Annotated in this window: 19 protein-coding genes; 9 read left to right on the top strand and 10 right to left on the bottom strand. The window is 37.9% G+C overall.

The window, feature by feature from the left end; all coding sequences use genetic code 11:
• Nucleotides 1-45: 45 nt before the first annotated feature.
• From D0817_RS10135 to D0817_RS10125, 3 genes are all read right to left on the bottom strand, one after another.
• On the bottom strand, nucleotides 46-825 hold the full coding sequence (locus D0817_RS10135; protein ID WP_127338276.1) for a TatD family hydrolase: 780 nt from the start codon (nucleotides 823-825) through the stop codon (nucleotides 46-48).
• Nucleotides 826-1,096: 271 nt separating this feature from the next.
• Nucleotides 1,097-1,822 carry a CDC27 family protein gene (locus tag D0817_RS10130; protein WP_127338275.1) on the bottom strand — a complete coding sequence of 242 codons (726 nt, stop codon included), beginning with the start codon at nucleotides 1,820-1,822 and terminating at the stop codon, nucleotides 1,097-1,099.
• A gap of 2 nt (nucleotides 1,823-1,824) precedes the next feature.
• Nucleotides 1,825-2,409, bottom strand: coding sequence for an RNA polymerase sigma factor (locus D0817_RS10125; RefSeq protein WP_127338274.1), 585 nt, complete (start codon nucleotides 2,407-2,409; stop codon nucleotides 1,825-1,827).
• A gap of 130 nt (nucleotides 2,410-2,539) precedes the next feature.
• Between D0817_RS10125 and D0817_RS10120 the strand changes: the two genes are divergently transcribed.
• The 5 genes from D0817_RS10120 (at nucleotide 2,540) to D0817_RS10100 (ending at nucleotide 9,477) form a co-directional block, all read left to right on the top strand.
• Nucleotides 2,540-2,839, top strand: coding sequence for a DUF4234 domain-containing protein (locus tag D0817_RS10120; RefSeq protein WP_127338273.1), 300 nt, complete (start codon nucleotides 2,540-2,542; stop codon nucleotides 2,837-2,839).
• 144 nt (nucleotides 2,840-2,983) lie between these two features.
• On the top strand, nucleotides 2,984-3,973 hold the full coding sequence (locus D0817_RS10115; RefSeq protein WP_127338272.1) for a hypothetical protein: 990 nt from the start codon (nucleotides 2,984-2,986) through the stop codon (nucleotides 3,971-3,973).
• 196 nt (nucleotides 3,974-4,169) lie between these two features.
• Nucleotides 4,170-6,122 (top strand): DUF7849 domain-containing protein, encoded by a 1,953-nt coding sequence (locus tag D0817_RS10110; protein WP_127338271.1) that lies wholly within the window; start codon nucleotides 4,170-4,172, stop codon nucleotides 6,120-6,122.
• A gap of 308 nt (nucleotides 6,123-6,430) precedes the next feature.
• Nucleotides 6,431-9,088, top strand: coding sequence for a CHAT domain-containing protein (locus D0817_RS10105; RefSeq protein ID WP_127338270.1), 2,658 nt, complete (start codon nucleotides 6,431-6,433; stop codon nucleotides 9,086-9,088).
• On the top strand, nucleotides 9,040-9,477 hold the full coding sequence (locus tag D0817_RS10100; protein WP_127338269.1) for a retropepsin-like aspartic protease: 438 nt from the start codon (nucleotides 9,040-9,042) through the stop codon (nucleotides 9,475-9,477). The genes D0817_RS10105 and D0817_RS10100 overlap by 49 nt, the downstream gene beginning before the upstream one ends.
• Nucleotides 9,478-9,482: 5 nt before the next feature.
• On the opposite strand, the gene D0817_RS10095 is transcribed toward D0817_RS10100, so the two are convergent.
• The 6 genes from D0817_RS10095 to D0817_RS10070 form a co-directional block, all read right to left on the bottom strand.
• Nucleotides 9,483-10,718, bottom strand: coding sequence for a TCR/Tet family MFS transporter (locus D0817_RS10095; protein ID WP_127338268.1), 1,236 nt, complete (start codon nucleotides 10,716-10,718; stop codon nucleotides 9,483-9,485).
• Nucleotides 10,719-10,864: 146 nt separating this feature from the next.
• Complete coding sequence (locus D0817_RS10090) at nucleotides 10,865-14,035, bottom strand: efflux RND transporter permease subunit (RefSeq protein WP_127338267.1); 3,171 nt, start codon at nucleotides 14,033-14,035, stop codon at nucleotides 10,865-10,867.
• An 89-nt stretch (nucleotides 14,036-14,124) separates the two neighbouring features.
• Nucleotides 14,125-15,192, bottom strand: coding sequence for an efflux RND transporter periplasmic adaptor subunit (locus tag D0817_RS10085; protein WP_127338266.1), 1,068 nt, complete (start codon nucleotides 15,190-15,192; stop codon nucleotides 14,125-14,127).
• A gap of 11 nt (nucleotides 15,193-15,203) precedes the next feature.
• Entirely contained in the window at nucleotides 15,204-16,538 is a 1,335-nt protein-coding gene (locus D0817_RS10080) for a TolC family protein (protein WP_127338265.1), read from the bottom strand.
• 10 nt (nucleotides 16,539-16,548) lie between these two features.
• The gene (locus D0817_RS10075) at nucleotides 16,549-17,148 is read right to left on the bottom strand and encodes a TetR/AcrR family transcriptional regulator (RefSeq protein WP_127338264.1); all 600 of its coding nucleotides are present in this window, start codon (nucleotides 17,146-17,148) and stop codon (nucleotides 16,549-16,551) included.
• A gap of 106 nt (nucleotides 17,149-17,254) precedes the next feature.
• Complete coding sequence (locus tag D0817_RS10070; RefSeq protein ID WP_127338263.1) at nucleotides 17,255-17,776, bottom strand: YceI family protein; 522 nt, start codon at nucleotides 17,774-17,776, stop codon at nucleotides 17,255-17,257.
• A 266-nt stretch (nucleotides 17,777-18,042) separates the two neighbouring features.
• On the opposite strand from D0817_RS10070, the gene D0817_RS10065 reads away from it, so the two are divergent.
• Nucleotides 18,043-19,017, top strand: a complete 975-nt coding sequence (locus D0817_RS10065) for a polyprenyl synthetase family protein (RefSeq protein ID WP_127338262.1) — start codon at nucleotides 18,043-18,045, stop codon at nucleotides 19,015-19,017.
• Between the two features lie 62 nt (nucleotides 19,018-19,079).
• A complete protein-coding gene (locus D0817_RS10060; protein WP_127338261.1) occupies nucleotides 19,080-19,436 on the top strand; it encodes a hypothetical protein in 357 nt (118 codons plus the stop codon).
• A gap of 185 nt (nucleotides 19,437-19,621) precedes the next feature.
• Here D0817_RS10060 and D0817_RS10055 read toward each other — a convergent pair whose 3' ends face one another.
• Nucleotides 19,622-20,179 (bottom strand): hypothetical protein, encoded by a 558-nt coding sequence (locus D0817_RS10055; RefSeq protein ID WP_127338260.1) that lies wholly within the window; start codon nucleotides 20,177-20,179, stop codon nucleotides 19,622-19,624.
• Between the two features lie 116 nt (nucleotides 20,180-20,295).
• Here D0817_RS10055 and D0817_RS10050 point away from each other — a divergent pair, with 116 nt between their 5' ends.
• Together D0817_RS10050 and odhB are read left to right on the top strand one after the other, a co-directional pair.
• Nucleotides 20,296-23,067, top strand: coding sequence for a 2-oxoglutarate dehydrogenase E1 component (locus D0817_RS10050; protein ID WP_127338259.1), 2,772 nt, complete (start codon nucleotides 20,296-20,298; stop codon nucleotides 23,065-23,067).
• An 81-nt stretch (nucleotides 23,068-23,148) separates the two neighbouring features.
• Nucleotides 23,149-24,396: a 2-oxoglutarate dehydrogenase complex dihydrolipoyllysine-residue succinyltransferase gene (gene odhB / locus D0817_RS10045; protein WP_127338258.1), complete on the top strand. Its 1,248-nt coding sequence runs from the start codon at nucleotides 23,149-23,151 to the stop codon at nucleotides 24,394-24,396.
• Nucleotides 24,397-24,503: the final 107 nt, after the last annotated feature.

The following is a 24,503-nucleotide window of genomic DNA, read 5'->3' as shown; positions in this document are numbered from 1 at the left end:
GGGGCAAAAGAACAAAAAAAAAATTAAAGTATTGTAAGTTCAGGGTTAAATACCGAAAACGTCTTTTGAATTTTGGGTCGTAATTGCTGCTATTTCTTCTTCTGAAACATCGTAAATATCGGCTAGTTTTGCTACAACATTTACGATATAACTGCTTTCATTTCGCTTTCCGCGATACGGAATTGGCGCTAAATAAGGCGAATCGGTTTCGAGAACAATATGTTTTAAATCGATTTCCTTTAGAAACTGATCAATTTTTCCGTTTTTAAAAGTCGCCACACCGCCGATTCCGAGCTTCATATTATACGAGATGGCCTGTAAAGCCTGTTCGTGTGTGCCGGTAAAACAATGGAAAATTCCAAACAAGTCTTCTGATTTTTCTTCTTCCAAAATTTCAAAAATCTCATCGAAAGCTTCACGACAATGGATTACGATAGGCAGTTTATAATGTTTCGCTAACTGAATTTGTTTTCGGAAAGCAAATTGCTGCTCCGTAAGATGCGTTTTATCCCAATACAAATCGATTCCGATTTCACCAACGGCATAGAATTTTCGTTTGGCCAATTCAGTTTCCACATGCTGCAGCTCCTCCAGGTAATTGTCTTTCACGTAAGTAGGATGCAATCCCATCATCAAAAACACATTGTCGGGATAGTTTTTCTCCAGCTCATACATAGACTGTGTTGCGGCCGCATCAATTGCGGGAATGAAAAAGCGTGTTACTCCGGCAGTAATGGCTCTCCGGATCATTTCATCACGATCCTGATCAAATTCTTCTGAGTATAAATGGGTATGTGTATCGGTAATAATGGTTGTTGCGCTCAATGGGACTTATTTTTAAGAAGCCAAAATTACGACAATATTAAAAACTTTCCCAATTTGAATAATCCGGTGGTAAATGGGCACACGGATCAAACGGATTCACCTTGTGAAAACGCGAATTGTCACGGGTTTTTCAACACTGTTTCAGGCTCAGCGAAGTACTGTTTGTCAGACTGAGCGAAGTCGAAGTCCTATTTGAATCCTATACCACAAAAAAAACGAGGATCTCCCTAAAGAAATTCCTCGTTTCGAATGACATTGTATCCTGACGGGCTTACTCTAAATCTTTCAATAAGAGCTGTACCGCTACATAATCTTCATAATCCTCCGGAATTGTGAGCAGGATTTTTTTGCATCCGGCATAATCTTTTTGCTTCAGTTTGCATAAGGCGAGATTCCAGGTGGCTTTCTCTTTATATATTGATGTTCCTGATTGCAGCGCTTCAAAAACAGTTTCCGCTTTTTCATATTTGTTCTCTTCTAATAAAGAAATACCATAGAAAAACTGAATTTCCGGTGATTTGGATTCTTTTAGGAGTTTTTCGAAAAGCGGAATTGCAGCTTTATATTTTTCGGTATTAAACGCAGTTTCTGCTTGTTTTAAAGTAGTATTGGCATGGCCTCTTTCGGTGAAATAAGCCTGTGCGTGCTGACTGTAATCTTCATAGACAGGATTTTTGGTATAATTAAAAAAGAACAGGCCAACCAAAATCACGATAGAGGCTGCAACTGCATAATTCCACGGTCTTAAAGCAATTACTTTTGGTTTATTTTTATGGAAATGTTTATCTGAAACCTTCACCAGATTTTCTTTGAACGCTTCTCTTTCTGCTGCAATTCCGAATTTATTTTCCAATTGCTGCTGCGCTGTTTTGAAAGCCCCGAACTCCACGGCAAATTCGGGATCGTCCGAGATTTGTTTTTCAAAATTCGCTTTTTCATCAGGAGTCAGTTCATCCTGAAGGTATTGATCGAATAATAGGTAGCGTTCTTCGTTCATGACTAATTATTTTTTAGAGATTTAAAGTTTTTAGTTTCCTGAATCCACTGCGTCAACTGGCCAATGCATAGCGATTTCTTTTTACGGACATACCCATAAGTTACCTGAAGTTTTTCGGCTACTTCTTCCATCGATTTAATTTCAAAACTCAGTTTTAGTAATTCCTGGCATTTTTCGCCCAGCTTTTGGAACATGGCATCAAAAAGCTGTTGTTTTTCATCAAATTCTTCGGTTTGTTGTACCAGTTCGTGAGCAGATTCACTTATAGATCCCGCATCTTCATTAATTGTTACCCCTTTATTGGCTGTTTTTTTCAATTCATTTAGCCATTTTCTTTTGCATAACAGGAAAAAATAGGCATCAAAAGGACAGGTGAGTTGCAGTGTATTGGCTTTCGCCTGATTGAACAGCAGTATCAGTACTTCCTGAACAATATCCTGCGCCTGATCCTGATTGCCCGAATTGTTCCTGATATAGAACACGACTTTCGGAACAAACTTTTTATAAATCTCCTGGATTATAATCGAATTATTCGCAGCAAGTCCTTCGATATATTTTTGGTCGGAATGAATTTTGATTTTGGCCATAAAACAGCTTTTTAAAAAGCTAATGTAGAAAGAATCTGAAAATAATTTTAAAAACAGGGGTAACAATTCTAAAATCAGATGGATATAACGAGGCAGGAAACTTTTAAAACAATTCAAAAAATTAAGAGAAATGGAAAGTTATCACCTTATAAACGAAAAAAATCTGGATCGTTTTCACAAAATGCTTTTGGCAAAAAAACGAAACGGTTTTATAATAATCGAACATAACGAAAAATTACCCTATGCTGTTTTGTCTAAAGAGAAAACACAAATCAATCATCCTTTTCACTTATTTCTTACGGTGATCACATTGGGTCTCTGGTCGATTGTCTGGATTTATTTTATCCTCTCGCTTTTGCAAAAGAAAGACATTCTGGTTGCATTGGATGAAGACGGAAATGTTTTTCAGGAAAAGTGCCTTTCGAAATAAAATTCCAAAAAAAGTAAAAAAGAGGGGTAACAAAATTTCACCACAATTGATCTGCTTCTGTAAACCTGAAATAAATTAAAAACAGGGGTAACAATTTCACCACACGAAACATCTATTATTAAATAACTATTAAAACTAAATATCATGAAAACAAATTTTAAAACAATCGGACTATTATTATTCGCTATAACGACATTAGTAAGCTGCGATAACAGTGATGAAAGCGACAACAACAATTCAATCCTGCCTCCTACTGCTGCAGCGTTCAAAGGAATCACAGAAAAAGGAATCAAAAGAAATACACAAAACTTTACCGTAACAGCCGGAAACGGAGTGGTAAGCTTTACTTCTGCAAAAGGAGTTAAAGTAAACATCAACGGAGACTGTTTAACTAAAAACGGGGTTGCTGTAACCGGAGCCGTAAATATCGAATATATCGAACTTTTTGACAAAGGAAATATGCTGGTGACCAACAAACCTACCATGGGACTTACAGCAGACGGAAAGAAAAATTTATTGATTTCCGGTGGTGAATTTTTCATCAAAGCTACTCAGGGCGGTGTTGAACTTCAGACTTCCTGTTATATGAACATGCTGGTTCCTGCAACTTTAACAGATGGTGTAGACAATGCCATGACTTTGTGGACAGGCGCGATCAATGAAGCCGGAGAACTGGCCTGGAGAGAAGCAAAAGGCGGTGCAGATGGCGGCAACGGAAAAGGTGGCGTACAAGGCGAGGGAAACAATTATTACGTCACTTTTGGAAATTTCGGATGGACGAATGTGGACCGTTTTTACAGCGACCCAAGACCAAAAACTACAATTCTTGTAGACGTTCCGGAAGGTTTCGACAACAACAACAGCGCGGTTTATTTGTCTTATGATGGTGAAGGAACAAATGCATTAGCCAAATTGGATACGTATACAGCAGCAGGATTATTTAGCGAACACTACGGACAAATCCCGATTGGGCTGGCTTGTCACGTGATTTTTGCAACCGAGGATAATGGTCAATGGCGTTACGCAATCAAAGGGGTGACCGTGGCTGCCGGAGATATTTATACTTTCACACTTGCCGAAACAACAGTCGGCACAGAAGCTCAACTGATAGCTGCAGTGAATGCAATTCAGTAACTTACAAAATACTTTTAAGAAAAAGTGGTGATTTGCTCATCACTTTTTTTTACATTTAATCCAGTTTTAAAATTAATTCTGATGATTTTCAGAAGCTAATCCTGCTATCCGTTGCCCTCTTTTTTCCTCCCTGTAACTATCGGGCCCGGCAAAAAAAGGATTTCCACTACTATCAGGGCTAAAAAAGTATCTAGTTATGAAACCACTATCATCGATTGTCTTTCTGCTGTTTTCTATATTCTCTTTCTCGCAAACCAAAGTAAAAGACACCATCACCCGAAGAGCCAATATTGTTTTTATACAAAACGGAAATGCCGTTACCTACAAACCCGAGACGCCACCGTTAATTCCGATTGCGGGTGCGCCAAAACCAAGTTATTCCTATCTATGGGAACTCGGAGACGGGCATTACAGCAAAGAGGCTGAACCGAAACATGTCTATAAAAACAAAGGAAACTACATCACCAGGCTCGCCGTAACCAACAATTACGACAATGGAAAACCTCCTGCCACACGACCGAAAAAAGTCGCTGTAAATGACATTACCGATACGGATTATAAAGACATCGCCTCGATAGCCGACCAAAACGGATTTGCGATCCTAAAAAACTGTGACCCGATTCCGGAACAGGAAATGGTAGTTGTAGTAAGTTATCAGAATCTGGAAAATTATGTTTCCAGCGGTAAACTGTATTTGTTTTATAATGAGAAACAATTCAAAAGCAATAATTTCGAACTGATCGATTTCAGGACGTATGCGAATGAACGGGAAGTCAAAGAAAATCGGGTCGCAGCTGTTAACGATCTCGATGATACTAAATCGTACATCGCTTCTGCCGAAAACACTTTCAAAACCAAAAAATACAGGAATACGACGACCGAAGAAGATCTTGACGCTTCCTTAGCAGAGGCCAACAAAACCTATCATAATGTGTCTGTCTTAGAATTTGACGATGCTAATCCCGGCGAAACCCGAAATCTTTTTTACACGTTCAGAACAACACCCGAAATGATCAAGGATACCAGCGCAACGGTCACCATGCGCGGAATTTTTGTCCCAAACCGAAGTTATAAAAACCACAAAATAAAAAACCTCGAAATGGAAATCGTAACCTCCCATGACCCTAACAAAATGGGTTCTAACGGAAGTTTTATGAATTACAGATTCGTACGTTTCAAAAGGGTAAATTTCAAAACCCGTTTCCAGAACAATGGCGAAGGCCCGGCAAGAAAGATCAGACTTGAAACGGATGTTCCGGATATGTTTGACAAGAAAACATTTCAGATCGAAGATATGTATCCAAAATGTCCGATTTGCCCAAAAGACGAGGAACACACCGTTAGTTGTTTGGATACGATCATTAAAAAGAACCAGATCTTTTTTACGTTTAAAAACATTTATTTACCGGGAAGCGAGCAAAAAAATGTACACGAAAAAGACAGTACAAAAGGCTTTGTAAAATATTCCATGAAGTTTGCGGAGGACTTCCATAAGGTAAAAACCCGAAGCCGGACTGCCATCATTTTCGACAAAAATGAACCTATTATTACCAATTATGCGACTACCCGATTTTTACCGGGAATCTCTATCGGGGCAAAAGCAGGGTACAATTTATATCCGGATTTAGACAATTCGACCAGTTATTTTGTGGGCGCGACGATTTCGCCTTTTAAATCGTATCGTTTTTACTGGCAGGCAGAATGGGTGAACAGTATCAATAAATACGATAGTGCTGAAAATGTAATTGATGAAGTTGTTGTAAATCCGAATGGGGTAAAACAACGACAGCGCACCACCACAAGTACAGAAAATAAAAGTGTCAACTGGGAAGTCCCGCTGCTGATTCGGTACAATATCAATAATTATATTGGCGTTGGTGCGGGTGTGCAGGCTAATTTCAATGTTTCGCAGGAACAGACGCAAACCATTAAAATTGAATCTTTTGAAGGCGATTCGGATAAATTTGTAATCAACACCAGGACTGCTTCTAATGCCGTCAAAAATTCCTTTGCCGATCTTAAAACCGGATTGTTACTGGACCTGACTGTGGGTGCCGCGAGAATCGGGCCGAGCCTGGGAGCACGTTATGTGATTAATTTTGAACAGAATTTTAATTATTTTCAGTTTTACGGAATCTGGAAGTTTTAAGGGTTATAACACAGAGATCCACAAAGGGTTTCGCAGAGATACGCAGAGAAAAAAGGGCTTGCCACGAATTTTTAATTTAAAAAGTATAGTTTGCCAGGAATTACACAAAGTTGCACGAAGGTTCTCACTGAGATACGCAGAGAAAAAGGGGTTTGCCACGAATTACACAAATTTTCGCGAATTTTTTCCACTTATGCTGCTTAAATTAATTCGTGAAAATTCGTGTAATTCGTGGCAAAAAAAACTTAAAAAACCCGTAGTGAGCCTTTGCGAAAACTTCGTGCATCTCTGTGAAATAAATCAATAATATGACAAAGCTGTATTTTTATATTTTATTCTTCACATCGGTACTACTATCCGGGCAGCCATCTGTTTCGGAAGAAGATAAGCTATACCACGCCATTGATGTTTTTGTTGCGAATCCTTCGGCGAAAGCGCTGCAAAATTTAACGGATACAGAAACAGAATTCTGGAAAAACCCAAAGTCCAAAACCAAAGAGGCCTTACTGGCCATCGTGGTTTTAAACTGCAATAAAGCCTATTATGAAAATCAGTCTGGACAATTGGAGAAAGCGATTAAAAGCTACGAAAAAGCCTGGCGCTTGTATCAAAAGCATCATTTTAAAGGTTACGATATTATTGAATACTGCCTGAAACCGTTAGGGAATTTGTATACAATTCTGGGCGATTATGACAATGCCGAAAATACCATCAAACAGTATTATTTTATTGCCGATCAGGAGAAAAATGAACCTCAGAAAGTAGCGGCAATCCTTAATTTATCGAATGTATATCAAAACACCGGAAATCTTTATAAGGCAATTGATTTGCTCGAAAAAACCATCCAAACCGAGAAATTAACCCCAACTCAAAAAGGGGTTTTATTAAACAACTTAGGCGCTGATTATTTCCTGACGACAAAAAGTTCTTCAGCGAAAAGAACTGCTTTTGAGAAGGCCGAAAGTTCTTTTCTTAAAGCCATCTTACTATTAAAAAAGGATACCTCGCAAGCAGAAACTTTATCCAATTCGTATCGAAATCTGGCCAAATTAAAAATAGAACAAAACGAACTGGCCAAAGCTTCGGACTATTTTGAAAAAGCCAAAACAGAATTTGATAAAACCTCCGGCCAGGAACCACGCAAAAAAGCGCAATTGTATTATGAAGCCGCTTTTCTTTCTTTCAAACTAGGAAAAATAAAAGAGGCCAGCCTAAATATTAGTGCTGTTTTTAAAACACTGCTTCCGGATTATTCTAACTCGAAAAGTATCCTTCCCAAGCAGAATTCGCTTTATGCAGAAACGGTTTTATTAGATGCCCTGGATTTGCAGGCAGCCGTATATCTGGCGGAAAACCAGCCCAAAAATGCCCTGAAAAGTTTTGCCCTTTCGTTTCATATCGAAGAATTGTTCCAGTCGCTTCTGGTGTATGAAAATTCTAAAATCGTAACCCAGATCCGGAACCGAAACCGAACCGAAAAGTGTATTTCAATCTATCATTCCCTTTACGAAAGAGAGAATAAGATTCATTATATCGAAACTGCTTTTTTACTTTCGGAACAAACCAAATCGGTGGTTTTAAAAAACCGTCTTCATGAAAACACGAATTTATCCAGAGAAGAAAAGCTCATTCTGCAACAGCTTCAAAATTGGAATACCGTTATTCTAAAAGAACAGCAAAAACTGGAACTCGCCAATATTTCTAAAATTAATGAAGCCATCAAAAAGCAAAATGAACTCATGCTGCTTCTTAAAAAAAATAAAAGTGAAGACACCAATGAAACCAATACTACCTTTGACCTGCAAAAATTATATGCCAAATTAGCGCAGGACAATGCCGTACTAACGGAGTACTTTGCAGGTTCCGACGGTATTTATAATTTTACGGTTGAAAACAAAACCATAAAGCTTTATTATATTTCCCCGGAAGGCACCGGCTTTACCAGCCTGATGGAATTTATTCGCCTTTTTAATGACCCGAACGCGATTACCAATAATCCGCAGCATTACAACCGGCTTGGAAACCGTATTTATAAATATCTTAAGATTCCGTCCACCGGAAACGATAAAAACCTCATCCTTATTCCGGATGGTGTGTTGAGTTTTCTGCCTTTTGAAGCTTTAATCACAAAAGAATCGGTTACGACAAATTTTGCAAAAATGCATTATCTGGTCAATGATTTTAATGTGGCGTATAACAATTCTGCTTCCTTTTATGTGAATTCGGTTCCGTTTGCTAAACCTAAAAAGACGGTTCTGGGAATTTTTCCGATTTTCGAAAATACCGATTTTGCCCTAACTTTTTCTAAGAATGAATTGCAGTCTATCAGGAAGAATTTTGATGGTCAGTTTTTCGAAAACAGCAATGCGACTTTTTCTAATTTCAAAAAAAATGCCGTTCATTATTCTATTTTGCATTTGAGCACACACGCTTCTTCCGGTGATTTGGAAACTCCGGCAAGCATTAAATTCTACGATCAGGAAATCCTTTATTCTGAATTGTACAATCTGCATATAAATCCGGATCTGGTTGTTCTGAGCGCCTGTGAAACCGGAATAGGAAAATTATACAAAGCAGAAGGTGCCATGAGTGTTGCAAGAGGTTTTCAGTTTGCCGGCGCACAGAATTTATTATTTTCATTGTGGAAAGTAAACGATTTCACGACTTCTGTATTTATGGATGATTTTTATACCAATATCAAAAAGGATCAATCGTATTTTGAAGCTAATGCGAATGCGAAACGTGATTTTTTAAGCGACCCAAAGATTCCCAATGCCAAAAAATCACCTTATTACTGGAGTGCTTTTGTCTATTACGGCAGTATTGTCCCTGCCGAAAAATCTTCCAATTATATCGTATACATCATTAGTATTTTGATTCTAATTGGTTTATTTTTGATTTTCAATCCTTATCAGAAATGGAAGATCTTCATAAAGTCCTTAAAAAAGCAAAATACCGAAAAGTAAAATTCAGGGTTACCAAAACCCAGCATTTATTAATTAAGGCAAAGATAAATGGAGTTTCGGGAAATTTCATTTTAGATACCGGCGCTTCCAATACCTGCATTGGTTTTGAAAGTATTGACTATTTTGAGATCTCCGCCAAAAAATCTAAAACTAAAGCTTCGGGAGCTGGTGCCACCGGAATGGACACCCAAATTTCTTCGCACAATCATTTACAAATCGGCAGCTGGAAAAATACCAATTTCAATTTGGTCATTTTTGATCTTTCCCATGTAAATGAGGCCTTAACCTCCTACAAAGCAAAGGCGGTACACGGCATTATCGGTGCCGATGTTTTGCTTGAAGGGAAAGCAATTATTGATTATTACAATCATTATGTCTATCTGAAATAAAAAAATTACGTCTTACTTTCTTTAGGAACCGCATGCTTTTTTAATGAAAAATAAGCCACTACGGTACTCAGCAGCATTAAAACACCTCCCAAAATAAAGGGTGATCCGGCAAATTTAAAAGGAGCATCGTCATGGGTAAAAAAGTAAAAAGTGTTCGCCATCATGGGCGGTCCAATAATCGAAGAGGCACTCATTAAGCTCGTCAAAGTTCCCTGAATTTCTCCCTGTTCGCTGGGCGCTACTTTACTGGCAACCACAGATTGTAATGCCGGTCCGGCTATTCCGCCCAGACAATACGGAATTAAAAACACAAACATCATCCAGCTTTCTGTTGCAAAGGCAAACAACAACATTCCGATGGTATACAATGCCAGTCCGATATAAATACTTTTTTCGTTTCCTAACTTCGGATTGATCCAGCGCACCAAAACTCCCTGCACAACTCCCACCAGTAAACCAATTATTCCCAAAGAGATTCCGATCATTCGTTCGTCCCAGTTGAACTGATAAATGGTAAAGAAACTCCAGTTGCTTTGTACGGCATGTGATCCGACGTATAACAAAAATATCGCTGCAATTAAGCCAATCAGTGTGGGATGTTTTTTCAGACCCAGAATTGCGCCAACAGGATTTGCCCGTTTCCAGTTGAAAGGTCTGCGGTTTTCTTTTTTCAGGGATTCCGGTAAAATGAAGAATCCGTATAAGAAATTAACCATGCACAAAACGGCAGCTGCATAGAAAGGAACCCGTGAGCCATATTGCCCTAATAATCCTCCAATGACCGGCCCTATGATAAATCCTAATCCAAAAGCTGCCCCAACCAGACCAAAGTTTTTGGCCCTGTTTTCGGGCGTACTGACATCCGCAATATAAGCTGAAGCTGTGGTAATACTCGCTCCGGTCACTCCTGCAATAATCCTTCCTATAAACAACCATAAGATGGTTGGCGCAAAAGCCAGCAAAATATAGTCTAATGAAAATCCGAAAAGCGAAATTAAGATAATCGGCCTTCTTCCGTATTTATCACTCAGGTTACCGATTACAGGTGCAAATACAAACTGGGTTATCGCATAGGCAAAAGTCAGCCAGCCCCCTATTTTTGCTGCTTCGCTGATATCGCCATGAATTAATTCTTCTATTAATTTTGGAATGACAGGAATAATAATTCCCCATCCCGTAATATCAATTAACATGGTTATGAAAATAAAACCAATGGCCGCAGATTTATCTTTTTGTAGCATAAACTTTATAATATAAGGTGATACAAATAAACATCTTTTTTAATTAACAATAAAAAAAATCCCAAATTCCAGTTAAGGAATTTGGGATTTAGGATTTTGAAATTCCTAACCTGTGATTTGGAACTTCAATATTGAAATGAAACTATTTAGTGTGTATGTTTTGGATTAAAACCGTCTTCACTTAATTCTGTGTGCTCGTAATCGGCCACCATTTCAGCTTCGTAATCGATTTTTTCTCCTTTAGATAATCTGCGAATAATTCCTTCCATGATCTGGTAGATTACAGGAACAACAATCAGGGTAAGGAATAACGAGGAAATCAATCCTCCGATAATTACCCACGCCAATCCGTTTTTCCATTCTGCTCCTGCTCCTGAAGCTAATGCAATCGGGAACATACCGAATACCATCGCAATGGTCGTCATCAAAATCGGACGCAAACGAGCGTGATTCGCCTGAATCAGGGCTGTTCTGATTGATTCTCCGGCAGCTCTTCGCTGATTCGTATAATCGACAAGCATGATCGCATTCTTACACACCAGACCAATCAACATAATGATCCCCAAAATGGTAAAGATATTCAAGGAGTTATTCGTCAGGGCTAATGCTAATAAAGCACCAATAAACGAAAGCGGAATGGCAAACAATACCACAAACGGGTGAACGAAACTGTCGTACAAACTCACCATTACCAGGTAAACCAAAATAATAGCGGCTAATAAAGCGATTCCTAAAGTACCAAATCCTTCCGATTGGTTCTCCTGGTCACCTCCCCAGATATAGTTTACTCCGGCCGGTTTTTTCAGTTTGTCTAATTTTGCCTGCCATTGTGTTACAATTGTTCCCGATGGAACCCCAACGTTTTGTCCTTTTACCGTTACCGAAGCAGATTTGTCTCTTCGCTCTAACTGGCTAGGTCCTGAACCTTCTGTAATATCAGCAAACTGCGATAATTTAATTTGTTGCCCTGAAGCATTAATGAAAATCAGACTGCTCACATCCGTAATACTTTTTCTGTCGAAAGCATTGTATCTGATGTTGATATCATATTCGTACTCACCGGCTCTGTATTTACCATCTGTATTTCCGCTAAAAGCAGTCTGCATGGTTAAACCAACCGTTTGAAGCGTCAATCCTAAAGCAGCCATTTTATCACGGTCTACCTTAACGTTTACCTCCGGGTTTCCGTCTTCAACAGTTAACTTAATCTCTGTTGTTCCGGGAATCGTACGTAATTCGGCTTCCGCCAATTTAGCAAAAGCCATAGCACTTTCTGTTGAAGGTCCTGTTACGATTAATCCTAAAGTAGCATCTTCAGCAGTTCCTAAGATACCTACGGGAACTGTTTTTACTTTTGCTCCTACTAATACTTTTTCAAGCTTACGTTTGATTTTTGCCGCATAAACATTGGCATCATCGGTACGATCTTTTTGTTCGATCATTTTTACGTCAATCTCCGCTTTGTAAGCTGTAGCCTGCGATGCTCCAAAACCTTCACTGGTTTGTCCTACCGTTGTAATCTGGCTGTGCACATATTCCTGGGACTTCAAATAGGCTTCTGCCTTTTGCGTCATGAAGTTGGTTTGCTCTAACGAAGCATCTTTCGGCATTTCGATCTGAACTAAGAATTCCCCACTATCAGAAGAGGCGAAAAACTCTCCTCCAATAAAGCCTCCCAGTCCGAAGATTGATCCGAAGAACAAGATCAGTACCAGAATAATGGTCTTACCATAATTGTCCAGACACCAGGTTAACAATTCAGAAATCCAGTTCGTGAAACGTGTTAAATAGCTTTCGAAACCAAGAATAATTCTTCCGAATAAATTCTTTCCTTCGATATGTTCCAGTTTACCATAACGGGATGATAACCAAGGGATAATAGTAAATGAAGCTAAAAGTGATAATAAAGTTGAAATAATTACCGTCACACAAAATTGTGTAATAATATTAGAAACTAAACCGGAACTCATTGCAATAGGCAGGAACACTACCACAATTACCAATGTAATCGAAGTTACCGTTCCTCCAATTTCCGCCGTTCCGTCATACGATGCACGAATCCTGCTTTTACCCATCTCCATATGTCGGTAAATATTCTCGAGGACCACAATCGCATCATCGACCAGAATACCGACGACCAGAGACAATCCTAATAAACTCATTAAGTTCAGGGTGTATCCCATTAAATAAATACCAATAAAGGTAGCAATCAAAGATGCCGGAATAGAAACCATTACAATCAATGAGTTTCTGATACTGTGCAGGAAGAACAACATTACAAGAGCCACCAGCACTACCGCGATCAATAAATCGTGCACTACAGAATCTGCAGCCTCAAGCGTAAAGATGGTACTGTCTTTTGCAACTTCTAATTTCAGCTTGTTTTTTTCATAATCTTTTTCAAGAATTTCAATTGTTTTCAGCAACTGCTCACTTACCGCCACCGCATTTGCGTCAGATTGTTTTACGATTTGTAAAACAATAGCACTTTTTTGATCTACACGTGATATTTTCTCAGCAATTTTCTGAGTATCCTGAACATCGGCAATATCACTTAAACGAACCTGAATTCCGTTTTGAGACGAAACTACTAAGTTTCTTAATTCGGTAACATTTTTATATTTACCCGCTAAACGGATTAATATTTTCTGATCACGGGTCTGGATGTTTCCGGTTGGGAAATCCAGATTGGAAGTCAGAATAGTTTGTTGTACCTGCGGTACAGATAATCCGTAACCCTGCATTTTTACAGCGTCAAGATTTACCTGAATTTCACGTTCAGATCCACCAATAATATTTACCTGGGCAACACCTTGCACACGGGATAAAATAGGCGCAATTTTTTTGTCAATTAAGTCATAAAATGCTGCTTCGTCCATTTTTCCGTTGGCACCAAGGGTCATGATTGGTAAATCACTCAGCGAGAATTTGGTCAGTGCAGGCGTTTTTACATCCTCGGGCAAATCACTGATGATCGCATTTATCTTACGCTGTGCATCATTTAAAGAGAAATCGACTTTTGCATTTGATGTTAAGGTAATCGATACGATCGATAAACTTTCGTATGATTTCGAGTCAATTTTTTTAACATTCTCCAGGGACGCAATCGCATCTTCAATTTTCTTGGTTACCGTATTTTCTACCTCACTCGGGGAAGCTCCCGGATAAATAGTGGAAATCGTAATAACGTTTTGCTCAAATTTTGGGATCAGCTCATAACCTAACTGGCTGTAACTGAACAATCCACCAAGAATCAGAATCGTAAACAATACGATTACTAACGACGGACGTTTTATGGATATTTCGGCTAATTTCATATATTTTTCTTTATGCTTTGGACTATAAGCAATACGCTTTAGGCTTTTTAACTGCTTAAAGTTTATTGCTTACGGCTTACAGCCTGTAATTATTTAATAATTTCTACTTTATTACCGTCTTGTAAGTTAATCTGACCTGTAACAATTACAGTTTCTCCGTCAGATAATCCATTGATGATTTCTACCTGATCTCCTAAAATTCTTCCGGCCGTTACTTTTCTTAATTTTGCAGTACCTTTTTCCACTACAAAGATTTCGTTGCTGCTCACACTTCCTACGAAAGCATTACGCGGTACAACCATCAGGTTTTGTTTTTGTTGTTTAGAACCGAAGTTTGCCGTTCCGTACATACCTGCTTTCAAATCATTATCGGAATTGTTTGAGATTTCAATTTCAACAGGAAAGTTTAGGCTTTCGTCTGCTTTTGAAGCGATAAAAGTGATTTTTCCTGAAAAAGCTTTATCAGGATATACACTGGCTGTAATGCTTACCGTGTTCCCTACTTTTAAACTGGCCACCTGGCTTTCGTTTACGGTAACTTTCAATTTTAATTTAGAAACGTTTACAATATCAAACAATGCTGTTGCAGGCATTCCCGCTAAAATAGATCCCGGCTCAATATATTTTTTATTGATAAATCCGTTTATTGGTGCTTTTACCTTAGTATCACCCACATTAATATTGGCTTGTGTTAAGCTGGACTGTGCATTGGTCAGGGCTAATTTTGCCTGATCTACTTGTTGTTTGGTAACACCACCTGTTTTGAATGCATTTTCATATCGTGCGTAATCTGATTTTGCATTTTGATAAACGGCTTGTGCCTGTTGCGCGCTCACATTGATTACATCACCCCTTACTGTCAATAAAGTCTGGCCTACTCTTACGTAATCTCCTTCTTTAGCCAGAACGCTGATTACTTTTCCTGATTTTTCAGCAGAGAAAGTTAATTCCTGAATTGGTTCAAAGTTTCCGTTTGCCACGAAACTCAATGAAATTTCTTCTGTTTTTACGGGTGCTACTTTTACGGAAACTGCTGCATTTTTCTCTGCAACAATATCTGTTTTTGCTTTATTTTCCTTCTTATTAGTATTTAAGACATATCCAATTACACCTAGTGCTGCAATTATGATTACGATAGTTATAATAGTTTTCTTCATTTTGTTTCTAGTTATTTAATAAGAGTTTTTAGTTCGCCTTTTGATTTGATTAATGCTACCTCTGCAATTTTATAATTCAGGACAGCTCTGGTATAATTGTTTTGTGCTTCCAGTGATGCATTTTCAGAATCCAATAAATCTGTTAATGATGCTAATCCCTGAAGATAATTGTTTTTGGTATTGTCTAAAATTTCTTTAGCCAGTCGCATGTTTTCTTTTTGATTTTCAATCGTTACCAGATTATCGTCAATTTGAGCGATTGCATTTCTGTAATCCAGGTCAAGGGAAAGTTTCGTGTCTTTCATATCTTCCTGAAGCGATCTGATCTGAACATCTGCCTGTCTTATTTTGGCGCGGGTTCCGAAACCGGTGAAGATTGGTACATGTAAGTTTAGTCCAATTGAAGAGAAATCCGACCAGTACACCCCGTCTTTTGGTTTTGCAAACCAGGGAAATTCCGGCCCCTGACCAATATAATTATACCCTGCTGTTAATGAAAGTGTCGGGTAATATCCTGCTTCAACGGCTTTCTTATTATAAACTAAAAGCTCTTCCTGTTTTTTCAAAAGCAGGTATTCTGTTCTGTTTTCCACATTGGCCTGTTCTGTCAAAGCTGCCGGAATAACTTCAAATTCTTCGTCCGGCATATCAATTTGCGTTTCAATAGGCATTCCCATATAAAACTTCAACGCATTTTCCTGCAACGTAATCTGATTTTTAATTTGCTGACGCTCCGTATCTATATTAGACATCTTCACCACGATACGGTCTAAGTCAATTTTTTTGGCTAAACCATTATCAAACTGCCCTTTTACGATATCACGAACTTTTGTAGTGTTTACGTAATTGCTGTCTAATAAAACCAGTCTTTCTTTTTGTACAAATACAGAATAGTAGTTGTTTGCCACTCTTTCGATAACCTGTTCTTCTGTTAACTGATTGTTGATCTGATAAAACTCGCGTGTCGATTTAGCAGCTTTTAAACCTGTAAAAACCGACTGATCAAAGATGGCCTGAGTTAAGGAAACTCCTGCAGTTGAAGTCCATTTTTGACCAAATGCCGCCTGGATTGTGGTTCCCGGTGCATTAAAACCTGCTCCGTCAATTACTGTTGTCTGAATAACCGGATTGTACGTTAAGTTTCCGTTTGCAGAGATTTGAGGTAACGCTCTTGAGCGCACTTCCTGAATTTTATACTCGCTGTTTTCAACCTCTAATTTCGATTTCTTAGCATCGGCTTTGTTCTGAAGCGCGTAAGTAAGGGCATCTTTTAAGGTTAATGTTTTGACTTGTGCGCTGACACTTAAGCCAATTGAACACAAAAATATAAGAATTATTCTTTTCATAGATTGATGATTAAATAGTAATTTTTTTAAGTTGTTTTTCTAATTCTAGTATTCCTTCTGGCGTTGCCATAGCTCTGGTATGATATTCCAGTGCTTCTAATTCTATTTCCTGAGCTTCTCTCTCTGAAACTGTGTTTTCATTAATGTGGAATATCAGTGTGTAATAAAACTTCACATACACATCGATATTTAAATCCGGACGATATAGTTTTTCACGAATTCCCTTTTCAATGTTCTCTCTGAAATATCGCGTGCACTGGTCAATTTCATGTGACAATACATTTTGATAAATTTCAGGGTAATGTTTTTTTAACTGATAAATTGGGGATGTATCTGCATTGTTCTTAAACATGTCCCTGAACATTTCGCGAATTTCAAAATTTTCGTGGATCGCATTGTAATCCTTCTCCACTATGGTATCAATGATTTCATGTACCTGTTTATGAACCATCGAAGTACTTTCCTCAATTAGGACTTCTTTGTTGCAAAAATATTTGTAAATCGTTTTTTTTGAAATACACATTTCACCTGCAATGTCATCCATAGTAACACTTTTGAACCCCAGTTTTAAAAACAAGTCACTCGCTTTTGCTATGATTTTCTCTTTCATTTTAATTTTCAAATTGTATTACAAATATAAACAGGAAACTTTATTTGTCAGAAATAGTTTCCATTAAATCTGTACTAATTTTACATTAATTTGTTCATTGTAAGAATTATATGCAGAATTCTAAATTGGCGATAAGTTTCATATCTTTTCCTAAAGCCAGACCTCCATGGTGATTGAACGAATTATAATCTAAACCAAAATCCTGTCTTTTAATATTGCCTGTGATTTCAAAAGCAACCTTCCTTTTACCATCATAGGTATTAATCCCGATAAACTCGGCATCCAGTTCTACCACCTTTGTTACATCTTTTATCGTAAGATCTCCTTTAAAAAAGTTGATGTTATTGTTTACCTTCTGGAAAGAAGTCGATTTAAAACTGATGATTGGATGCTCGTTTACATTAAACAGGTCGTTCAGTTGCAAATGCGTATCGATTTGCTGAAAGCTGTCATTTTTATTGTTTATATCTAAAGAAAATTCAACAGAAGCATCTTCAATTTCATTGTCCTCAATATCCACATAACCGTCAAATTTATTTGAAGTTCCTCCCAAATAAGCAATTATCGAATGTCTCATTTTAATTAAAACATCTGACTGACTAGAATCTATGGTCCATGTTGTTTTCATAAATATTTGATTTTACTGAGTTTATAATTAATCAAACCCGATACGGAAACTTTTTTAGTGTTCTGAGTTTCCAATTAAAAATGCAAATATAAACAGGAAACTCTAAACACCAAGAAAGTTTCCATGTTTTTTTTAAAATTTTTTAACATATTATAAATGGGCGGGCAAAAAATCAATTTTTAGTGCACAATTCCTTTTAAAATTTAGGAACTAATTATTCATAATTGAATTGTATCTTTGAGCCTCGTAAATCAGAATTTCATTTTATGCACGATATTAGTCAGTACCAGGATTTCTTTAATAGTTATTTAAAAAACCAAAACATCAGCAAAGAGCCAAAAAATCTTTATGAACCAATGGAATACATTTTAGGTCTTGGCGGAAAACGGATGCGGCCTGTACTAACATTAATGTCGGCAGAAGTTTTTGATACCGATTACAAAAAAGCACTGCCGGCAGCAATGGCGGTGGAAGTTTTTCATAACTTCTCTTTAGTGCACGATGACATTATGGACGATGCGCCTTTGCGAAGAGGAAAAGTCACCGTACATGAAAAGTGGAACATCAATACCGGAATTTTATCTGGCGATGCCATGCTGATCCTTGCCTATCAGTATTTTGAACAATACGAACCACTCGTTTTCAGGAACCTGGCTAAATTGTTCAGCAAAACGGCCCTGGAAGTTTGCGAAGGCCAGCAATGGGATGTTGATTTTGAGGAAAGAACCGATGTGACCATTCCGGAATACCTGAAAATGATCGAATACAAAACTGCCGTCTTAGTTGCTGCCGCCATGAAAATGGGTGCTATTGTGGCGGAAACTTCTGAAAAAGATGCTGATTTAATTTACGATTTCGGCCTTAATTTAGGTTTGGCATTCCAGCTTCAGGACGATTATCTGGATGCATTCGGAGATCCGGAAACTTTTGGAAAACAGGTTGGCGGTGATATTATAGAAAATAAAAAAACGTATTTATACCTGAAGTCCTTAGAGTTTTCAACTGCTGACAAAGCCTTGCAATTGGAGAATTTATTCCACTTGCAACTGGAGGACAATTCAGCTAAAATTGAAACTGCAAAAGCTATTTTTAACGAATCCGGAGCTTCAAAAGCAACACAGGAAGCGATAGAAATGTTCACACTGAAAGCTTTTGAAACGCTGGAAAAAATGGCCATTTCTGAAGATAAAAAGAAAATCCTGAAAACCTTTGGAGAAAATCTGATGGGAAGAACGGTTTAATATTCCGTGCAATTTTCATACAGAATCTACAATCATAAATCAGCAACCTAAAATAAAAATCAATGTTTGTAGCCCCAAAAAATGCAGATTCCTTATTAGTTGAAGCTCAGTCCGAAGCTTTGTACCTAAAACTGATTGAGCAGATCAACAAAGACTTTAATCTGGCCAATGAAGGAATCGATTTCCCCCTGAGTATTTCGCCAGAGGAGATAAAAATCCAGCTGCACGAAAAAATCTACCGCATGATTCAGTATAAATTTGCCGAATACCTGAATCTCCTTTACATCATTGACGTCTCCGAAAGCGAAATCAAAAAACTCGACGGTTCTGATTTGGTAGTTCTTGCCGAACAGGTTTCTTTTCTGATCTTAAAAAGGGAATGGCAGAAAGTTTGGTTTAGAAATTATTATTCTAAATAGGGTACTGAGATTCTAAGATTCTGAGGCGCTAAGATTGCTCTCACATTCTAAAAAAAGTTCCCTCATAAAAGAACTAATTTTAAAACAATCATGATTATGTTCAGTATAAATACAGGACCAATTAGTACATTATAAAATTAAAAAAACTTAGAAATTCAGCATCTCAGAACCTGAGCACCTCTAAATCAAAAATACACCCTCACAAAAGGCATAAATGCCGATCCGTACAGACTTCTGTCATCATCAAACAAAACATCATAACGGGCACCAATAGTAACGCTTCCGGTTCGGTAACCTGCTCCCAAATAAAGGGCAGTATTCCAGTAATTATCAGAAAAAGAAGGCCTGAAACTATTCGATTCGTAATCGGTATTAACGCGCACCTGTTCTAATTCGGCAGACAGCTGAATCTCGGGAATCGGATTTACTAATCCAACGATGCTTCCGCCGTATACAAAAGAACTGTAATAATTTTTGGAAGACAAGTACCCAAATTGTAAACCGACACCAACAGCTACAATTTCATTAATATTATAAATAGCACTGGGCATGACAGAAATATCGGTATAGCCTGAACCAATCCCCAAACCAAGACCACCGCCAAACTGAACCTTGTCCCAAAAACGGCTGCTATTATCTATAACATAGTTTTGTTGTGTCTGACTAACAGCAAGATTTGAAAACAAGACCATCAAAATCACAAAAAGTGATTTGAAAACGTTTGAAAAATGATTATCCCTCATGGTTATCTCTATTTTTAACAAATTTTTACGTAAAAGTACGTAAAAAAAGGATTTAAATAAATGCGATTGTTGTACTTTTGCCATTCTATTTAACAAAAAGTATATTCACTAATATTATGGATAGGTTTTCATTTTTAAATGCAGCGCATACAGAGTTTTTCGCACAATTATACGATCAATATTTAGTAAATCCGGATAGCGTTGAGCCAAGCTGGAGAAGCTTTTTTCAGGGTTTTGACTTTGGAATGACAACTTATAATGACGAAAATCCTGTTCAGCAAATCGTTGAATTTGCCTCGAACAACACAGATTACAGTCAGGTTTCTGAAAAGTTACAAAAAGAATTTAATGTTTTAAAATTGATTGACGGATACCGTACCCGTGGCCATTTGTTTACCAAAACAAACCCGGTTCGCGACCGTAGAATTTCCTCTCCTAATCTGGATATTGAAAACTTTGGTCTGTCAAATGCTGATTTATCAACCGTTTTTGATGCTGCCAAAGTTATCGGAGTAGCACCATGTTCTTTACAAGACATTATCACCCGTCTTCAAACTATTTACTGCCAGCATATCGGTATTGAATACATGTACATTCGTAACCCTGGTGTTGTAAAATGGATTCAGGATAAATTAGCTGTAAATGTGAATCAGCCTAATTTTTCAGGTGACGAAAAGAAAATCATCTTAGAAAAATTAAACGAGGCCGTTTCTTTCGAAAACTTTTTGCATACCAAATATGTAGGTCAGAAAAGATTTTCATTAGAAGGGGGAGAAACTATCATCCCGGCTCTTGATGCTTTAATCGAAAAAGCTGCAGAAAAAGGTGTTGAACAATTTGTAATGGGAATGGCACACCGTGGCCGTCTGAACGTTTTAGCCAACATCTTCGGTAAATCTACACAGGATATCTTTGGTGAATTTGACGGTAAAGATTACGATCAGGAATATTTTGACGGTGACGTAAAATACCACTTAGGACTTACTGCTGACAAGAAAACCAGAACGGGAAAAAACATCAATATCAATTTAGCACCAAACCCTTCTCACTTAGAAACAGTTGGGGCCGTAATTGAAGGTATAACCCGTGCAAAACAAGATAAATATTACGCTGATGATTTCTCAAAAGTATTACCTATTGCCGTTCACGGTGATGCTGCAATCGCAGGTCAGGGTATATTATATGAGATCATTCAGATGGCACAGCTTGACGGATACAAAACCGGAGGAACAATCCATATCGTCATCAACAATCAGGTTGGATTTACTACCAATTATTTAGATGCCCGTTCGTCTACGTATTGTACCGATGTTGCCAAAGTGACACTTTCACCAGTATTACACGTAAACGCTGATGATGCTGAAGCGGTTGTACACGCAGTTTCATTTGCATTAGATTACAGAATGGAATTTGGCCGTGACGTATTTATTGACTTATTAGGATACAGAAAATACGGTCATAACGAAGGTGATGAACCTCGTTTCACACAACCGGTTTTATATAAAATCATCGCAAAACATAAGAACCCAAGAGACATTTATGCAGAGAAATTATTGTCTGATGGTGTAATTGACGCTACTTATGTAAACGCTCTTGAAAAAGAATACAAATCAAATATGGAGGAGAACTTAGAAGCTTCCCGTAAAAAAGATTTGACCATCATCACACCATTCATGAAAAACGAATGGGAAGGATTTGTTCAGGTAACTGATACGCAAATGCTTCAAAAAGTGGACACTACTTTTGATAAAGATGGCTTGGATTCTATCATCAATACAATCTCAACATTACCGTCAGACAAAAAGTTCATCAACAAAATAACTAAAATTGTTACCGACAGAAAAGCAGGATACGACAATAACACTATCGACTGGGGAACTGCTGAAGCATTGGCTTACGGTTCACTTTTGACGGAAGGATTCGATATCCGTATTTCTGGCCAGGACGTAGAGCGTGGTACCTTTTCTCACCGTCATGCTGTAGTTAAAGTAGAAGATTCTGAAGAAGAAGTAATTTTACTGGATGCTATCGAAAACAAAAAAGGAAAATTCGGCGTATTCAATTCCCTTTTATCTGAGTATGGTGTTCTTGGTTTTGATTATGGTTATGCCTTAGCTAATCCAAAAGCACTGACCATCTGGGAAGCACAATTTGGAGATTTCTCTAACGGAGCCCAAATTATGATTGACCAGTACATTTCATGTGGGGAAGACAAATGGAACAACCAAAACGGTATTGTTTTATTATTGCCTCACGGTTATGAAGGTCAGGGAGCAGAACACTCCTCTGCCAGAATGGAACGTTACTTACAGCTTTGTGCAAGACAAAATATGTATGTGGCAGACTGTACAACGCCAGCCAACTTCTTCCACTTGTTAAGAAGACAAATGAAAACGAATTTCCGTAAACCATTGGTCGTTTTCTCTCCAAAAAGTTTATTGCGTGATCCAAGATGTGTTTCTACAGTTGAAGAATTAGCAAAAGGAAGTTTCCAGGAAACTATTGATGATACCACAGTTGACAAAAACGCTGTAAAAACATTAGTTTTCGTAACGGGTAAATTCTACTATGACATTGTTGCCGAAAGAGAAAATAACGGAAGAACTGATGTTGCAGTGGTTCGTATTGAGCAATTATTCCCTTTACCAACAGAGCAATTAAAAGCAATTATTGCACAATATCCAAATGCTGACGATTATGTATGGGCACAGGAAGAGCCTAAAAACATGGGAGCTTACAGCTTTATGTTAATGAATTTTGATCTTGTAAAATGGAGATTAGCTTCATTAAAAGCTTATGCTGCCCCGGCATCAGGAAGTTATACAAGAGCAAAACGCCGTCATGCAGATGCGATCAGAATGGTATTTGATAAAAACTTATTTAGATAAAAAAAAATGTTTCAAGTTTAAAGTTTCAGGTTTAATCCTAACATGAAACTTTAAACAATTAAAACTTTAAACAAAAACAAGATGATTTTAGAAATGAAAGTCCCATCACCAGGGGAATCAATAAAAGAAGTTGAAATTGCAACTTGGTTAGTAAAAGACGGAGATTATGTAGAAAAAGATCAGGCTATTGCCGAAGTTGATTCCGACAAAGCAACTCTTGAATTACCGGCTGAAATGAGCGGAATTATTACGCTAAAAGCAGAAGAAGGTGATGCAGTTGCTGTAGGAGCTGTAGTTTGTTTAATTGATACTGATGGCGTAAAACCTGCAGGAGATGCTCCGGCAGCACCGGCAGCGGAAGCGCCAAAAGCAGAGGCTCCAAAAGCGGAAGTAAAAGCGGAAGCTCCAAAAGCGGAACCTGCACCCACAGCAGCACCAGCAGCAACGTATGCTACAGGAACTCCATCTCCGGCAGCAAGAAAAATATTAGACGAAAAAAACATAGCACCGGCAACTATTTCAGGAACTGGTAAAGGCGGTAGAATCACCAAAGATGATGCTGTAAATGCAGTACCTTCTATGGGAACTCCAACCGGAGGAAGCCGTGGAAGCGAGCGTACTAAATTATCAATGTTGCGTCGTAAAGTAGCCGAGCGTTTAGTGGCTGCTAAAAACGAAACAGCAATGTTAACAACTTTCAATGAAGTTAACATGACACCAATCAACCAGATTCGTAATGAGTACAAAGATGCTTTCAAAGCAAAACATGGCGGTCTTGGTTTAGGTTTTATGTCTTTCTTTACAAAAGCAGTGACAAGAGCGTTACAATTATATCCTGATGTGAACTCAATGATGGATGGTGATTATAAAATCGCTTACGATTTTGCAGATATCTCAATCGCAGTTTCAGGACCAAAAGGACTAATGGTGCCTGTGGTTCGTAATGCTGAATTGTTAACTTTCCGTGGAATTGAAGCTGAAATTAAAAGATTAGCCCTTAGAGCACGTGACGGTCAGATTACTGTTGACGATATGACCGGAGGTACTTTTACAATTACTAATGGCGGTGTTTTTGGAAGTATGTTGAGTACACCAATTATCAACCCTCCTCAGTCAGGAATTTTGGGAATGCACAATATTATTGAGCGTCCGATTGCTGTAAACGGTAAAGTAGAAATTCACCCAATGATGTACGTGGCACTTTCTTATGACCACAGAATTATCGACGGACGTGAGTCTGTTGGTTTCCTTGTTGCCGTAAAAGAAGCTTTAGAAAACCCTGTAGAATTATTAATGAATGGCGATGCTAAACGTGCTTTAGAATTGTAATCATTATAATTTCGATACTAATAAAAAACCTGTTCAAGTACATGAACAGGTTTTTTTATTCTTAATATTGCCTTAAATCTTGCTTAAGATGTTAATTTTTTAAATAA

Origin of the sequence: Flavobacterium cupreum (assembly GCF_003996965.1) — a bacterium.
GTDB classification, from domain to species: Bacteria; Bacteroidota; Bacteroidia; order Flavobacteriales; family Flavobacteriaceae; genus Flavobacterium; species Flavobacterium cupreum.
Note: the sequence above shows the minus strand (reverse complement) of the source record. Positions and strands in the feature narration are given on the sequence as shown.